The sequence below is a fragment of the Mesorhizobium sp. GbtcB19 genome (assembly GCF_019091085.1).
In the GTDB taxonomy this organism is placed as follows: Bacteria; Pseudomonadota; Alphaproteobacteria; order Rhizobiales; family Rhizobiaceae; genus Mesorhizobium.
Genome location: NZ_JAGXJY010000004.1, coordinates 334,562 through 349,090, shown reverse-complemented (window position 1 = coordinate 349,090; position 14,529 = coordinate 334,562). Strand labels below are relative to the sequence as shown.

The following is a 14,529-nucleotide window of genomic DNA, read 5'->3' as shown; positions in this document are numbered from 1 at the left end:
GCCTCGGCTTTGAGCCCCGGCATTCGGGCAGGCCGTGCCGGCTGGCGCGTGAAGGAAGCGCCAGCCATATCATTTCGATTGTTGTGAAACTGCGAGGAAGCCATGACCGAAACGGTCAAACTCAAATCCCCCATCGACGGCTCGATCTATGCCGAGCGTCCCGTCGCGAGCGACCAGGCGATCAACGCGGCGGTCGAGCGCGCCAGGGCGGCGCAGGAGAAATGGGCCGAGACACCGGTCGTCGAGCGCGGCAAATACATGCTGGCGATGCTCGAGGCGCTGGTCGCGATGACCGATGAGATCGTGCCCGAGATCGCCTGGCAGATGGGGCGGCCGGTGCGCTATGGCGGCGAGTTCGGCGGCGTCAAGGAACGCACCAATTACATGGTGGAGATTGCCGAAGCCGCGCTGAAGCCTGTGCTGGCCTCCAATCCGAAGGACGGTTTTCGGCGCTATGTGAAGAAGGTGCCGCTCGGCGTCGTCATGGTGATCGCGCCCTGGAACTACCCCTACCTCACGGCGGTCAACACCATCGTGCCGGCGCTGATGGCGGGAAGCGCCGTCATCCTCAAGCATGCTGCGCAGACGTTGCTGGTCGGCGAACGCTTCCAGCAGGCCTTCGACAAGGCCGGCCTGCCCAAGGGCCTGTTCCAGAACCTGGTCATGAACCATGGCCAGACCGAAAGACTGCTCGGCTCGGGCAAGATCGACCATGTCAATTTCACCGGCTCGGTCGGCGGCGGCCGCGCCATCGAGAAGGCGGCGGCTGGAACCTTCATGACGCTCGGCCTCGAGCTCGGCGGCAAGGATCCCGCCTATGTGCTGCCCGACGCCAAGATGGACCATGCGGTCGCCAATCTGGTCGACGGCGCCTTCTTCAATTCGGGGCAGTGCTGCTGCGGCATCGAGCGCGTCTATGTGCATGAGAAGGTCTATGACGAGTTCGTCGAAGGCTTCATCGCCGAGACCAGGAACTATGTCGTCGGCAACCCGCTGGAGCAGGCGACCACCCTGGGTCCGATGGCGCAGGCGCGCTTCGCCGACCTGATCCGCGAGCAGAAGGCCGAGGCGCTGCGCAAGGGCGCCAAGGCGCATATCAATATGAAGGTCGAGAACGATCGCGAAGGCTCGCCCTATCTGGCGCCGGAGGTGCTGACCGAGGTCGACCACCAGATGAGCGTCATGCGCGAGGAAAGCTTTGGCCCGATCGTCGGCATCATGAAGGTGCGCAACGACGAGGAGGCGATCGCGCTGATGAACGACAGCCCCTACGGCCTGACCGCCTCGATCTGGACCCGCGACACCGAACGCGCAATCGCCATCGGCGACCGCGTCGAGACCGGCACGGTGTTCATGAACCGCTGCGACTATCTCGACCCGGCGCTGGTCTGGACCGGCGTCAAGGACACCGGCAAGGGCGCCGCGCTCTCGGCCATCGGCTACGACAATCTGACCCGGCCGAAATCCTACCACCTGCGCGAGGCGATCTGAGCGGGCGATCGATAGGGGCATTGGAAAGGCTTAGAGAGAGGAGTAATGGCGGAGACACAGCAGTCAGCGGCCTTGCCGGCTCGTGAAGGGCCGAAGGGCATTGGCGGATGGCTCGTTCTGCCGATGCTCGGGCTGATGCTTACGCCGATCGTGGGGCTGATACTGCTCTACGATACGGACTATGTCGGCATCCTGCAGAACTGGCGTGCCCTCAGTGCTTTGCAAATCGCGCTGGTGGTCGCGGAGCTCGTGGTCAGCGGCATCCTGAACCTCACGGCCCCGGCGCTGCTGTTATTCTTGATGTTCAAGCGCTCGGAGATGTTTCCCGGCTGGTACATCATCTGGGCCGCGGTCACGCCGGTCTATCTGCTGCTTGATCCGTGGGCCGCGCACCTGACCTTTCCCGACACCTTTCCGACGCTGGCCGACGCCTACGACAAGGACACGGTCCGGTCGATCTCCCGAACGATCTGGGGGGCGATCATCTGGATTCCTTACATGATGCGGTCCGTGCGCGTGGCCAACACCTTTGTGAACTAACGACGAAACGAAAATATCTGCACTCTAGAAGGTCGAAATGTCCAAGCTCATCTCCAAATGGAACTACCCCACCACCGTCCGCTTCGGCGCCGGGCGCATCAAGGAACTGCCGGATGTGCTCGCGGCCGCCGGCATCAAGCGGCCGCTCTTTGTCACCGACCCGGGCCTGGCAAAACTGCCGGTCGTCGCCTCGACACTGAAGATCCTCGACGCGGCACAAGTGCCCTATGGCGTATTTTCCGAGGTGAAGCCGAACCCGGTCGATTCCAACCTCACCGCCGGCATCGCCGTGTTCAAGAAAGGCAAGCATGACGGCGTCATCGCCTTCGGCGGCGGCTCGGCGCTCGACCTCGGCAAGCTGATCGCCTTCCAGGCCGGGCAGACGCGCCCGGTATGGGACTTCGAAGACGTCGGCGACTGGTGGACGCGCGCAAACTCCGACGCGATCGCGCCGATCATCGCCGTGCCGACCACGGCGGGCACCGGCTCGGAGGTCGGCCGCGCCGGCGTCATCACCAATGAGGAAACCCACACCAAGAAGGTCATCTTCCATCCGAAACTTTTGCCGGCAATCGTCATTGCCGACCCGGAACTCTCGGTCGGCATGCCCGGCTTCATCACCGCCGGCACCGGCATGGACGCGCTCGCGCACTGCCTCGAAGCCTATTGCGCGCCGGGCTATCATCCGATGGCCGACGGCATCGCGGTGGAAGGCATCCGGCTGGTGTTCGAGAATCTGCCCAAGGCCTTCGCCAACGGCAAGGATCTCGTTGCCCGCGCCCATATGATGAGCGCGGCCGCCATGGGCGCGGCCGCCTTCCAGAAGGGGCTGGGCGCCATCCACTCGCTGTCGCACCCGATCGGGGCGCTCTACGACACCCATCACGGCATGACCAATGCGGTGTTCATGCCCTATGTGCTCGCCTTCAACCGCGAGGCGATCGAGGATCGCATCGCCCGGCTCGCCGCCTATTGCGGCATCAAGGGCGGCTTCGACGGCTTCGCCAAGGCGATCATCAAGCTGCGCAAGGAGCTCAAGGTGCCGCATGCGCTGCCCGGCCTGATCAAGGGTCTCGACATGGACAAGAAGCGCAAGGGGCTGATCGCCGACATGGCGGTGGTCGACCCGACGGCCGGCGGCAACCCGGTGAAGCTGACCAAGAAGGCGGCGCTGACGCTGCTCGAAAATGCGATCGCCGGCTCCGTCTGAGAGCCGGCTTTCAATGCCGGGAGTTGAATGAAGAGGCGTTCCAGAGGGGAAGGGAGTGGGCAAAAGACAAGGTGACTAACCATTAGCCGGAAAATTAAGTGCGGGCTAATTGCTACAGTCCGTTAAAAAGAGTTAACTTTTTGTGCCGCGGGGCTCGGGTTTCAAAAAGCCTTCATCTGGCTGTCACACGAAAACGATACCCGCATCGCAGGCGCTTAGCGCGCCAGTTCAACGGAGAGAACACATGTTCAAGTTCACGGGGAAGGTGCTTTCCCTCTCGGCCGCGGCGCTCTTCGCGTCGACGGTGATTTCGTCCGCGGCTTCGCTGGACGATCTCGTCAAGGCCGCGAAGGCTGAAGGCCAGCTCACTGTCATCGCGCTTCCGCATGACTGGTGCGGCTACGGGGCAGTGATCGACGCTTTCAAGGCTAAATATCCGGAAATCAAGATCAACGAACTCAACCCGGACGCCGGCTCGGGCGACGAGGTCGAGGCGATCAAGGCCAACAAGGACAACAAGGGCCCGCAGGCGCCCGACGTCATCGACGTCGGCCTGTCCTTCGGCCCGACCGCCAAGAAAGATGGCCTGCTGATGCCCTACAAGGTGTCGACCTGGGATTCGATCCCGGACAGCGCCAAGGATGCCGATGGCGCCTGGACGGGCGACTATTACGGCGTGCTTTCCTTCGAGGTGAACAAGGACCTGGTCAAGGAATCGCCGGCCGATTGGGCCGACCTCCTGAAGCCGGAATTCGCCAACACGGTCGCGCTCGCTGGTGATCCGCGCGCTTCGAACCAGGCCATCCAGGGCGTCTATGCCGCCGGCCTTTCGACGGGCGCTGCCGCAGGCGAAGCCGCCGGCACCGCCGGTCTCGACTTCTTCAAGAAGCTCAATGCCGCCGGCAATTTCGTTCCGGTCGTCGGCAAGTCCGCGACGCTGGCCCAGGGCCAGACGCCGATCCTGATCACCTGGGACTACAACGCTCTCGCCGGTCGCGACACGCTGAAGGGCAACCCGCCGGTCGACGTCATCGTGCCGAAGACGGGCGTCGTCGCCGGCGTCTACGTGCAGGCGATCAGCGCCTTCGCGCCGCATCCGAATGCCGCCAAGCTGTGGCTGGAGTATCTCTACTCCGACGAAGGCCAGATCGGCTGGCTGAAGGGCTACTGCCACCCGATCCGCTTCAACGATCTCGCCAAGAACGGCAAGATCCCGGCGGACGTGCTGGCCAAGCTGCCGCCGGCCGAGTCCTATGCCGCGGCCGTGTTCCCGACGCTCGACGAGCAGGCCAAGGCCAAGGAAGTCATCAGCAAGAACTGGGACGCCACCGTCGGCGCCAACGTCAAGTAAGACTTGAAATCGACCGGGCGGCCAATTGGCCGCCCGGCTTTCTCTCGAAGACGGTACAGGGCGCATGACCGATCTCTCGCTTTCAAATCAGTCGATTGCCACCAAATCCGCGCCGCCAAGCCAGGCCACGGCCTTTCGGCTGCCGACGCAATGGATAGGCGTCGCGCCCTTCTTTGTTTTCGTGCTGATGTTCCTGATCCTGCCGACGATCTATCTCGTCATCGGCGCGTTTCAGACCGGCGATGGCAGCCTTACGCTGGACAACATCCTGCAGCTGGTGAGCGATCCGTCGATCAGCAATTCCTACTGGGTTTCGATCAAGATCAGCTTCTGGTCGGCCATCATCGGCGCGTTCGCCGGGCTGGCGATAGCGATCGCCATCGTGCGCGGCGGATTGCCCAGCTGGGTCCGTTCCGCGACGCTGACCTTTTCGGGCGTCGCCTCCAATTTTGCCGGCTTGCCGCTGGCCTTCGCCTTCATCGCGACGCTGGGCCGGGTCGGCATCGTGACCGTGCTGCTGCGCGACATCTTCAATCTGAACATCTATGCGATGGGCTTCAATTTCCTCACCACCTGGGGCCTGATCGTCGTTTACCTGTTCTTCCAGATCCCGCTGATGATCGTAATCATCGTGCCGGCGATCGACGGCTTGAAGAAGGAATGGAACGAGGCGGCGGCCACGCTTGGCGCCACGCAGTGGCAGTACTGGCGCATGGTGGTGATACCGGTGTTGTTCCCGAGCTTCCTCGGCACAGTCATCCTGTTGTTCGCCAACGCCTTCGGCGCCATCGCGACCGCCTATGCCTTCTCCGGCCCGCAGCTCAACATCGTTCCGATCAAGCTCTACTCGCAGATCAACGGCGACGTGCTGCACAACCCGCAGCTCGGCTACGCAATCGCCTTCGGCATGATCGTCATCACCGGGCTGGCGAATGTCTTCTACATCTGGTTCCGGACCCGTTCCGAGAGGTGGCTGAAATGAAGTCGGGCAAATTCTGGGCCTGGGTCGTCTTCGGCATCGGCACGGCCTATTTCTTCATCCCGCTTTTGGCGACATTCGAGTTTTCGATGCGCATGCGGCGCGGCGTCCATTCCTTCGACGCCTATCAGGTCGTGCTCGGCGATCCACGCTTCCAGGCGACCTTCATGTATTCGGTCATCGCCGCCATCTTCACGATCATCCTCGGCGTGCTGATCGTGGTGCCGGCGGCCTACTGGATCCGGCTGCGCCTGCCGCAGCTCAGGCCGATCGTCGAGTTCATCACGCTCTTGCCGCTGGTCATCCCGGCCATCGTCATCGTGTTCGGCTACATCAGGATGTACGGCTCGAACTCGCCGCTGCCGTTCCTGTCCAGCGATCTCGGTGCCAGCGCCCTGCTGGTGATCGGCTACGCGACACTGGCGCTGCCCTATATGTACCGCGCCGTCGACACGGGCCTGCGTACCATCGATGTCAGGACGCTGACCGAGGCGGCGCAGATCCTCGGCGCCGGCTGGACCACGATCATAACCCGCGTTATTCTGCCCAACGTCCTGATCGCGGTGCTGTCAGGCGCGTTCCTGACCTTCGCGATCGTCATCGGCGAGTTCACGATGGCGAGCCTGCTCAACCGTCCGGCGTTCGGGCCGTACCTGCAGAATATCGGCGCCAACCGCGCCTATGAGCCGGCGGCACTTGCCATCATCGCCTTCGCCATTACCTGGGGCTGCATGTCGCTGATCCAGATCCTGTCCCGTTTCGCGCCGAAATCGGCGAACCGACCGAATTGACCTGAGAGAAAAGCCATGGCCGAGCCATTCCTGTCCATCCAGCATGTGCGAAAGTCCTACGGCACCAACACCGTGGTGCAGGATTTCAGCCTCGACGTCGAACCCGGCGAATTCGTCTCGTTCCTTGGCCCGTCCGGCTGCGGCAAGACGACGGTGCTGCGCATGGTCGCCGGCTTCGAGGAGCCGTCGGCCGGCAAGATCGTCGTCGGCGGCAAGGACATCACCCGGTTGAAGCCCAACCAGCGCAATGTCGGCATGGTGTTCCAAGCCTATGCGCTGTTCCCGAACCTGACGGTGGCGCAGAACATCGCCTTCGGCCTCAAGGTCGCCGGCATGCCCAAGGCTGATTCCGACAGGCGGGTCGCCGAGATGCTCGACATCATCAAGCTGCCGCAGATGGCCGACCGTTATCCCTACCAGCTTTCCGGCGGCCAGCAGCAGCGTATCGCGCTGGCGCGGGCGATTGCCCCGAAGCCCAAACTGCTCCTGCTCGACGAGCCGCTGTCGGCGCTCGACGCCAAGGTGCGCGTGTCGCTGCGCGAGGAAATCCGCTCGATCCAGAAGAAGCTCGGCATCACCACCATCTTCGTCACGCATGACCAGGAAGAGGCGCTCTCGATCTCCGACCGCATCGCGGTGATGTATGGCGGCAGGGCCGAGCAGGTCGGCACGCCGTTCGAGATCTACAACCGGCCGGCGACCAAGTTCGTCGCCAATTTCGTCGGCACGCTCAACGTGCTCGAAGGCACGGTGACCGATGCCGGCGCCGGCAGGGTGCGCGTGAACAGCCAGGAGGTTGCGCTGAAGGGCAAGCTCAACGGCTCGAAGTCCGGCGATACGCTGTCGCTGGCGCTGCGCCCCGAGGCCATCTCGCTGGCGCGCCAGCCCGGCCACGACACCAGCCTGTCGGGCGAGATCGCCGAAGTGCATTTCCTCGGCTCGGTCATCCGCGTGCGCGTCGGCATCGGCGGCAATACGGTGTCGCTCGATACCTTCAACAATTCGACGACGCCGCCGCCGGCCGTCGGCGACAAGGCGGATATCTCGTTCTCGTCGGGAGATATGCTGGTCCTGCACTAGGCTATGTCGATATTCAGGTGAGGCCGGCCTGCAAATGGCGGTTTCCTGCGCTTCCGGTGCTCACGTACGAAAAGTACGCTCCGCTCCGGTTCTCGGAAACCACCATTTTCGACTCGGCCTGACCTGAATCTCAACACAGCTCGAGCCAACTGGACTGAAGCTCTTTGAGCCTGTGCAAAGCCCATATAGCCGGACGATATCGGCGCGTTGGATAAATCAACAGTATCCTGTCTCAGGGTACTGCCAAGCTTCGCGCTTCGTCGCTACGATAAGCCATGGCGCTGTTCGAACTCACCCTTGTCCTGCTTCTGATCGCCGTCGCGCTGACGGCGCTGTCGCGGCGGCTAGAGATACCCTATCCGTCGCTGCTGGCGCTTGCTGGGGTGGGGCTGGCCTTCGTGCCCGGCGCGCCGATGATCGAGATCGACCCGGAACTGGCGCTCGCCCTGTTCATCGCGCCGGTGCTTCTGGATTCGGCCTATGACACCTCGCTGCGGGATCTGAAGCGCTACCGGCTGTCGCTGGCGCTCTTGGCGCAGGGCGCGGGCGCCTACCCCCCCGCGGTCGCCGCCTATGGCGAGGGGAAGATGGCCGGGTTCCCGATCGCGGCGGCGATCGCGCCCGGCGCGATCGTCGCCCCGCCGGACGCGGTGGCGGCAAGCGCCGTGCTCAATCAGTTCAAGGTGCCGCACCGCATCACCGCCATCCTGCAGGGCGAGAGCCTGCTCAACGACGCCACGGCGCTGCTGATCTACCGGATATCGGTTGCGGCAGCGGTCGGTACGCTCATGCTGAAAGACGCAGTGCCCGTCATCCTGCTCGCGACGATCGGCAGCGTCGTCGGCGGCTATCTGTTCGGCCGCCTCTCGCTGATCGCGCTCGAGCGCATCGAAGATGCGGCAAGCAGCACCGTGGTGCAGTTCGCCGGGACCTTCGCGGTGTGGATCATTGCCGACAAGCTCGGCCTCTCCGCCATCATCACCATCGTCGTCTACGCGATCACCATCGCGCGCCGCGCGCCGCGCCGCATGACGGCCAGACGCCGCGTCAGCACCTATTCGGTCTGGGAGTCGGCGGTGTTCGTGCTCAACGTTCTGGCTTTCGTTCTGATGGGCCTGCAGGCGCGGTCGATCGTCGGCCGGCTCTCCGGTGACGGACAGGGCGAGGCCTTTCTCTTCGCCGCGACGGTTCTTGCCGTCGTCATCGTGGCGCGCATCGTCTGGGTGGCGGGCTATGTCGCGGTCATACGCTGGTTTGCCCGCTACGCCAGCGAGGAAGAAAGGCGCGATGGCCCGACATTTCCCGGCGCGGTGCTGGTCGGCTGGTGTGGCATGCGCGGACTGGTGACGCTGGTCGCGGCGATTGCCTTACCTGCCAACTTTCCCGGTCGTGACCCGATCGTGCTTGCTGCCTTCGCCGTGGTGCTGGGCACGCTGGTGCTGCAAGGCATGAGCCTGAAGCCGCTGCTGCGCTGGCTCGACTTCCCGCGCGATACCACGGTCGACGGTGAGGTGGCCCAGGCGCGCGTCGCCATCATGCAGGCGGCGCTCGACGTGCTCAGCCGCAAGACGTCGGCGGCTGCTGCCGTGGTGCGCGAGCAGTATGAGGCGCAGCGCAAAGTCGCGGAAAACCCCGAGGATGCTCAAGCCGCGACCGAATACGACCGGCTTCGCCTCTATGCCATCAACCGCCAGCGCGACACGCTGGAGGAACTGCGCCGCAACGGCACGATCGGCGACGAAGCCTACCACCGGCTGGAAGAAGAGATCGACTGGGCGGAACTGGCCGCGTCGCCCGCCGGCAGCTACCAGCCGCTGACGACCTATTAGCGAGTGTCGGCTCGCCTGCCTTCGACTGGACTATTCCGCTTGCCCTCGCGGTCCATTGCAACGCTGACGGCGGAGCGCTACTGCGATCACCAAAAGTGAGCCGGTTAATCAATGAAGCTGATCAGCTACAACATCCAGTATGGCTATGGCAGCGACGGGCGCTACGATCTCACCCGCGCCGCCAGGCTGGTGGACGGCGCCGACATCATCGCGCTGCAGGAGGTCGAGCGGCATTGGCAGCGCAGCAATGAAGACGACCAGCCGGAGATCCTGTCCAGGCTGCTGCCCGACTATTACTGGGCCTATGGCCCGGCCTTCGACATGGATGCCAGTGGGACGCGCGACGGGCGTGTCGTCAACCGCCGGCGCCAGTTCGGCACGATGATCCTGTCGAGGCTGCCGATCGTCTGGTCGCGCCTGCACACGCTGCCGCTGCGGCGTACGAAGAGGCCGCTCAACACCCGCAACGCCGCGCTCGAATGCATGATCCGCACACCGGCCGGACCGGTGCGGGTGCTTTCGTTGCACCTGGCGCATATCGCGGCCGAGGAGCGGCTGGAGCAGATCGACTATCTCATTGCGGAGCATCGCCGCGCGCCGTCGGACGGCGGCCCCTGGAGCGGCGTCGACGACGAACCGCAGCGCAACTGGTCGAACGGCCAGCCGGAACCGGAGAACCCGCTGGCGGCGATCTGGTTGGGCGACTTCAATTGCGAGCCGGGCAGTGCCGAACACCGGCGCATCGTCGGCTCGACGCCCTATCATCGCGGCGCCGCCTATATCGACGGCTTCGTCGACGCCGCCGCCGTCGCGAGGGAGCCGGCTGTCGACTTCCACACACACGAAAAGATCATCGACGGCAAATTGGCAAAACGCCGGCTCGACCATTGCTTCGTCGGCGGCATGCTGGCCGATCGCGTGCGCTCGCTCAGTGCCGATATCGGCGAGGTCGCCTCGGATCATTTCCCGCTGAGGGTCGATATCGATCTGGAAACACCGGGTCTCGACTCAGGCCTTGCTGGCAGATGAACCGGGCATGACGCTTTTCGTCTTCCTTGCCGTGCTTGCCGCGGCCGCCATGCATGCGATCTGGAACGCGCTGGTCAAGGTGCATCTCGATCGCTTCCTGTCGATCACGCTGATGACGCTCGGCATGGGATTTGCGGCACTTTTCGCGCTACCTTTCGTCGAGGTGCCGAGGGCCGAAGTCTGGCCCTACATCATCGCCTCGGTGATCTTCCACATGGGTTACAGGACCTTCCTGATCGGGGCCTACAAGGCCGGCGATTTCGCCCAGACCTATCCGCTGGCGCGCGGCACCGCGCCGCTGCTGGCGGCGCTCGGCGGTATGGTCGTCGTTGGAGAAGTGCCGGCGCCGCTTGCCATTGTCGGCATCATGCTTCTGTCAGCGGGCACACTGGTGATGTCGTTTCGCGGCGGCGTCCATCTCGAACGTTTCAATCTCCGCGCGGTCAGTTTCGCGCTCGGCACCTCGATCTTCATCGCCAGCTACACGCTCTCCGACGGCAGCGGCGCCCGGCTGGCGGCCACCGCGCAAAGTTACGCGGCCTGGCTGTTCGTCTGCGACGCGGCGTGGGCGCTGGTGCTGTGCATCGTCTTCCGCGGACCGCAGTCGCTGCCCGTGCTGGCGCGCGACTGGAAGGCGGGGCTGTTCACCGGCGTGCTCAGCGGTGCCGCCTACTGGATCGTCATGTGGGCAATGACCAAGGCGCCGATCGCCTCGGTCGCGTCGCTGCGCGAGACCTCGATCCTGTTCGCCATGATGATCTCGGTCTTCGCGCTGGGTGAGAAGATGACGGGCTGGCGCGGCGCCGCCGCGCTCAGCATTGTCGCCGGTGTCGTAGCGCTCAGACTCGGATAGAGCGGTTCACCGTTTCACGGAAACGGCAAACCGCACTATGTCTTTTGTTTTGACGCAATTCCGGACGGAAAGCCGCTTCACACTTTTCCTGGAAATGCTTCGACTTCGTGGTCCAAGACCGTCATCACCTGGCCGCGCTTTTCGGGGCTGAAGCGGATGACGATGATGATGCAGACGGCGACCACGCCGGCAAACAGCGCCAGCGCGTAGCCATAGCTGCTGCCGGGTGCCTCGGCGATGCCCGCCTGGTAAGGACCGCCATAGGACGCCGCCAGATTGCCGGCCTGGTAGATGAAGCCGGGCAGGGTCGCGCGCACAGCGCCCGGCGAGAGCTCGTTGAGGTGCACAGGGATGACACCCCAGGCGCCCTGCACCGCGATCTGCATGACGAAGGCGCCGAGCGCCAGCATGAAGGGCGTGGTCGAATAGGCCCATAGCGGGAGCGCCGGCAGCGCGATCAGGCAGGCCAGCGTGATGGCGTTGATGCGACCGATCTTCTCCGACAACGCCCCGAAGGCCAGACCACCGACGATGGCGCCGAGATTGGCGACGATGGTGATCCAGCTCACCGTGTGCGGGTCGAAGCCGTGCTGCTTCTTCAGGAAGGTCGGATAGAGGTCCTGGGTGCCGTGGCTGAAGAAGTTGAAGAACATCATCAGCACCACGGCATAGAGCGCGATGCCCCAGTGCTTTTGCAGCGTTTCGAGCAGTCCCGGCTTCACGTGCTGGCGAGCCTCGACGAAGGCGGGCGATTCCGGCACATGCGAGCGTATGAAGAGCACGATCAGCGCCGGCACGAAACTCAAGAGGAACATGGCGCGCCAGCCGAAGGTGAAGTCGCCGATCTTCTGGCCGTAGAGCAGGCCATAGACCACCGCCGCCAGCAGATAGCCGGCCGGATAACCGCATTGCAGGATACCGGAGACCGTGCCGCGGGCGCTGGGCGGAATGGATTCCATGGCAAGCGAGCTGCCCAGGCCCCATTCGCCGCCCATGGCGATGCCGAACAGGGCACGCAGCGCCAGGAAGATGCCGAGATTGGGCGAGAAGGCGGCCAAGGCGCCGATCACCGAATAGCTGACGATGTTGAGCATCAGGATGGGCTTGCGGCCGTATTTGTCGGCAAGCATGCCGAAGAAGAACGCGCCGATGAAACGCGTCGCCAAGGTCAGGAACAGCGCTTTCGAGACCGCCGGCACGTCGGTCTGGAACTCAGCGGCAATATCGGTAAGCAGGAAAGTCAGAAGGAAGAAATCAAAAGCATCGAGCGTCCAGCCCAGGAACGATGCGAGTACGGTTTTCTTCTGCTCGGTGGTGAGGTTCAAGGCGGTCCTCCTTTTGCATCCCCCAGAGGAACGATATGTTCCAGGGCACGCAAAAGAGAACCGGACGGCTGCCGGTTTTAAGCCGGCGAGTGGTCACATTTGCGTCACCTCGAGATCGATCACCATCAGCCCCTCAGTGCCGCCGTCGAGTGCCGCGACCAGCCGGGCGCCGGCACGCTGATGCGCCTCATGCACCAGATAGGCGTCACGAGCGGCGGCATCGCGGAAGTCGATGGTGAAGCCGTGACCAAAACCGCGCGCGAACGGCTCGGGGCTGACATTGGCGCTGAAATGCACCTTGTCCATGCCGTCGATGACGGTGCGCAGCGCTTCGAGATCGGCGTGGATTGCCGCGCGCTCGGCAGTCGCAACGTCGTCGCGAAAACGGACAAAGACGCAGTGGCGGATCATCGCTTGTACCTCATGCCGCCTGATTGCCCTTGAACACGGCCGGCGGCAGCGGCTCGCGGCCGAGGATGAGGTCGGCGCCTTTTTCACCGACCATGATGGTCGGCGCATTGGTGTTGGAGGACGGCACGCGGGGCATCACCGACGCGTCGCAGACGCGAAGGCCCTCGATGCCACGCAGCCTCAAATCCGGCGTCACCACGGCCATCGCGTCATGGCCCATGCGGCAGGTGCCGACGGGATGATGGTCGGTCTTGGAGGTGCGGCAGGCATAGTCGAAGAGGTCGGCGTCGCTCTGCAGATTTGGGCCGGGCAGCACTTCGCGCAGCACGTAAGGGGCAAGCGCCTTCTGCCGCATGATCTCACGCGCCAGCCTGAGGCCCTTGATCGACAAGTCGCGATCGTAGGGATCGGACCAGTAATTCGGATCGATCAGCGGATGGTCGGCCGGATCGGCGCTTTTCAGCCGCACCGTGCCGCGCGAGCGTGGGCGCAGGAAGGCGGAGTTCAGCGTCACGCCCGGGTTCTTCAGCTTCTCGACGCCGGCCTCGATGCCCGAGCCGAGGCCGAGATGGAACTGGATGTCGGGCGAGGCGGCCGTCGGGTCGGCATACCAGAAGCCGCCGGTCTCGAAGAGACTCGAGGCAACCGGCCCCTTCTTCAAAAGCAGATATTGCAGGCCGGCCCACATCGTGCGGTGCAGCTTGGCGTAATTGTCGTAGGTGTGGTCGCCGGTGCACTCGGCAATCACGAAGAGGTCGAGATGATCCTGCATGTTGGAGCCGACGCCGGGCAGGTCATGCACCGGTGTGACGCCGACCGACTTCAGATGGTCTGCCGGGCCGATGCCCGACTGCATCAAAAGCTTGGGCGAGCCGATGGCGCCGGAGGAGACGATCACTTCGCGGTTCGAGCGCAGGATGGTCGTTTCGCCGCCCGGTCTGTCGACCACCTCGACGCCGATGGCGCGTCTCTTCTCGACGACGACGCGGGTGACCAGCATATCGGTCCGGACCGTCAGGTTCTTGCGGTCGCGGATCGGCTTCAGATAGGCGACCGAGGCCGATGAGCGCCGCGCGTTCTTCTGGGTTAGCTGGTAGTAGCCGACGCCCTCTTGTCTCTCGCCGTTGAAGTCCGGATTGAAGGGTATGCCCATTTCCTGCCCGGCGCGGAAATAGGCCTCGCAGATCGGCAGCGGCGAGATCGGGTTGGAGACGCCGAGCGGGCCCTGGTCGCCATGAAAATCGTTGGCGAAGCGCTGGTTGTCTTCGGCGCGCTTGAAATAGGGCAGCACGTCACGATAGCCCCAGCCGGCAAGGCCCTCCTCCTTCTCCCAGGCGTCGTAGTCGCGGGCATTGCCGCGCGTGTAGATCTGCGCGTTGATCGACGAGCCGCCGCCGACCACCTTGGCCTGGGTGTACCAGAAGACGCGGTCCTTCATGTTCTTCTGCGGCACTGTCGACCAGCCCCAGGAGGCGATGCCCTTGGTCATCTTGGCGAAGCCCGCCGGCATGTGGATATAGGGATGCCAGTCCTTGCCGCCGGCTTCGAGCAGCAGGACGGAATTGCCCGGATCCTCGCTCAGCCGGTTAGCGAGAACGCAGCCGGCCGGGCCGGCGCCAACAATGATGTAGTCAGCCATT

The 14,529-nt window shown here is 63.9% G+C and carries 13 protein-coding genes; 10 read left to right on the top strand and 3 right to left on the bottom strand.

Going from position 1 to position 14,529, the window contains the following annotated elements; genetic code table 11:
* The first annotated feature begins 102 nt into the window (after nt 1-102).
* The 10 genes from KVT37_RS10630 (at nt 103) to KVT37_RS10585 (ending at nt 11,153) form a co-directional block, all read left to right on the top strand.
* The gene (locus KVT37_RS10630) at nt 103-1,491 is read left to right on the top strand and encodes an aldehyde dehydrogenase family protein (RefSeq protein WP_217572454.1); all 1,389 of its coding nucleotides are present in this window, start codon (nt 103-105) and stop codon (nt 1,489-1,491) included.
* A 45-nt stretch (nt 1,492-1,536) separates the two neighbouring features.
* The gene (locus KVT37_RS10625; RefSeq protein ID WP_217572452.1) at nt 1,537-2,031 is read left to right on the top strand and encodes a DUF2569 domain-containing protein; all 495 of its coding nucleotides are present in this window, start codon (nt 1,537-1,539) and stop codon (nt 2,029-2,031) included.
* Between the two features lie 37 nt (nt 2,032-2,068).
* On the top strand, nt 2,069-3,241 hold the full coding sequence (locus KVT37_RS10620) for an iron-containing alcohol dehydrogenase (protein ID WP_217572450.1): 1,173 nt from the start codon (nt 2,069-2,071) through the stop codon (nt 3,239-3,241).
* Nucleotides 3,242-3,485: 244 nt separating this feature from the next.
* Nucleotides 3,486-4,592 (top strand): ABC transporter substrate-binding protein, encoded by a 1,107-nt coding sequence (locus KVT37_RS10615; protein ID WP_217572448.1) that lies wholly within the window; start codon nt 3,486-3,488, stop codon nt 4,590-4,592.
* A gap of 187 nt (nt 4,593-4,779) precedes the next feature.
* Nucleotides 4,780-5,574: an ABC transporter permease subunit gene (locus tag KVT37_RS10610; RefSeq protein ID WP_254633945.1), complete on the top strand. Its 795-nt coding sequence runs from the start codon at nt 4,780-4,782 to the stop codon at nt 5,572-5,574.
* Entirely contained in the window at nt 5,571-6,362 is a 792-nt protein-coding gene (locus KVT37_RS10605) for an ABC transporter permease (protein WP_217572444.1), read from the top strand. The genes KVT37_RS10610 and KVT37_RS10605 overlap by 4 nt, the downstream gene beginning before the upstream one ends.
* Nucleotides 6,363-6,377: 15 nt before the next feature.
* The gene (locus KVT37_RS10600) at nt 6,378-7,442 is read left to right on the top strand and encodes an ABC transporter ATP-binding protein (RefSeq protein WP_217572442.1); all 1,065 of its coding nucleotides are present in this window, start codon (nt 6,378-6,380) and stop codon (nt 7,440-7,442) included.
* Nucleotides 7,443-7,717: 275 nt separating this feature from the next.
* Nucleotides 7,718-9,271 (top strand): sodium:proton antiporter, encoded by a 1,554-nt coding sequence (locus tag KVT37_RS10595; protein ID WP_217572440.1) that lies wholly within the window; start codon nt 7,718-7,720, stop codon nt 9,269-9,271.
* A 111-nt stretch (nt 9,272-9,382) separates the two neighbouring features.
* Complete coding sequence (locus tag KVT37_RS10590; RefSeq protein WP_217572438.1) at nt 9,383-10,300, top strand: endonuclease/exonuclease/phosphatase family protein; 918 nt, start codon at nt 9,383-9,385, stop codon at nt 10,298-10,300.
* Nucleotides 10,301-10,307: 7 nt separating this feature from the next.
* Nucleotides 10,308-11,153, top strand: coding sequence for an EamA family transporter (locus tag KVT37_RS10585; protein WP_217572436.1), 846 nt, complete (start codon nt 10,308-10,310; stop codon nt 11,151-11,153).
* Between the two features lie 77 nt (nt 11,154-11,230).
* Here the strand turns inward: KVT37_RS10585 and KVT37_RS10580 are convergent, their stop codons facing one another.
* From KVT37_RS10580 to KVT37_RS10570, 3 genes are all read right to left on the bottom strand, one after another.
* A complete protein-coding gene (locus KVT37_RS10580; protein ID WP_217572434.1) occupies nt 11,231-12,478 on the bottom strand; it encodes an MFS transporter in 1,248 nt (415 codons plus the stop codon).
* Between the two features lie 93 nt (nt 12,479-12,571).
* Nucleotides 12,572-12,889 carry a Dabb family protein gene (locus KVT37_RS10575; RefSeq protein WP_217572432.1) on the bottom strand — a complete coding sequence of 106 codons (318 nt, stop codon included), beginning with the start codon at nt 12,887-12,889 and terminating at the stop codon, nt 12,572-12,574.
* A 10-nt stretch (nt 12,890-12,899) separates the two neighbouring features.
* Nucleotides 12,900-14,528, bottom strand: coding sequence for a GMC family oxidoreductase (locus tag KVT37_RS10570; RefSeq protein WP_217572430.1), 1,629 nt, complete (start codon nt 14,526-14,528; stop codon nt 12,900-12,902).
* Between the last annotated feature and the right edge of the window lies 1 nt (nt 14,529).

Excerpts from the sequence above, each read along its gene's own strand:
- KVT37_RS10630 (WP_217572454.1), top strand. The coding sequence starts at position 103 with ATGACCGAAACGGTCAAACTCAAATCCCCCATCGACGGCTCGATCTAT.
- KVT37_RS10625 (WP_217572452.1), top strand. The coding sequence starts at position 1,537 with ATGGCGGAGACACAGCAGTCAGCGGCCTTGCCGGCTCGTGAAGGGCCG.
- KVT37_RS10620 (WP_217572450.1), top strand. The coding sequence starts at position 2,069 with ATGTCCAAGCTCATCTCCAAATGGAACTACCCCACCACCGTCCGCTTC.
- KVT37_RS10615 (WP_217572448.1), top strand. The coding sequence starts at position 3,486 with ATGTTCAAGTTCACGGGGAAGGTGCTTTCCCTCTCGGCCGCGGCGCTC.
- KVT37_RS10610 (WP_254633945.1), top strand. The coding sequence starts at position 4,780 with ATGTTCCTGATCCTGCCGACGATCTATCTCGTCATCGGCGCGTTTCAG.
- KVT37_RS10605 (WP_217572444.1), top strand. The coding sequence starts at position 5,571 with ATGAAGTCGGGCAAATTCTGGGCCTGGGTCGTCTTCGGCATCGGCACG.
- KVT37_RS10600 (WP_217572442.1), top strand. The coding sequence starts at position 6,378 with ATGGCCGAGCCATTCCTGTCCATCCAGCATGTGCGAAAGTCCTACGGC.
- KVT37_RS10595 (WP_217572440.1), top strand. The coding sequence starts at position 7,718 with ATGGCGCTGTTCGAACTCACCCTTGTCCTGCTTCTGATCGCCGTCGCG.
- KVT37_RS10590 (WP_217572438.1), top strand. The coding sequence starts at position 9,383 with ATGAAGCTGATCAGCTACAACATCCAGTATGGCTATGGCAGCGACGGG.
- KVT37_RS10585 (WP_217572436.1), top strand. The coding sequence starts at position 10,308 with ATGACGCTTTTCGTCTTCCTTGCCGTGCTTGCCGCGGCCGCCATGCAT.
- KVT37_RS10575 (WP_217572432.1), bottom strand. The coding sequence starts at position 12,889 with ATGATCCGCCACTGCGTCTTTGTCCGTTTTCGCGACGACGTTGCGACT.
- KVT37_RS10570 (WP_217572430.1), bottom strand. The coding sequence starts at position 14,528 with ATGGCTGACTACATCATTGTTGGCGCCGGCCCGGCCGGCTGCGTTCTC.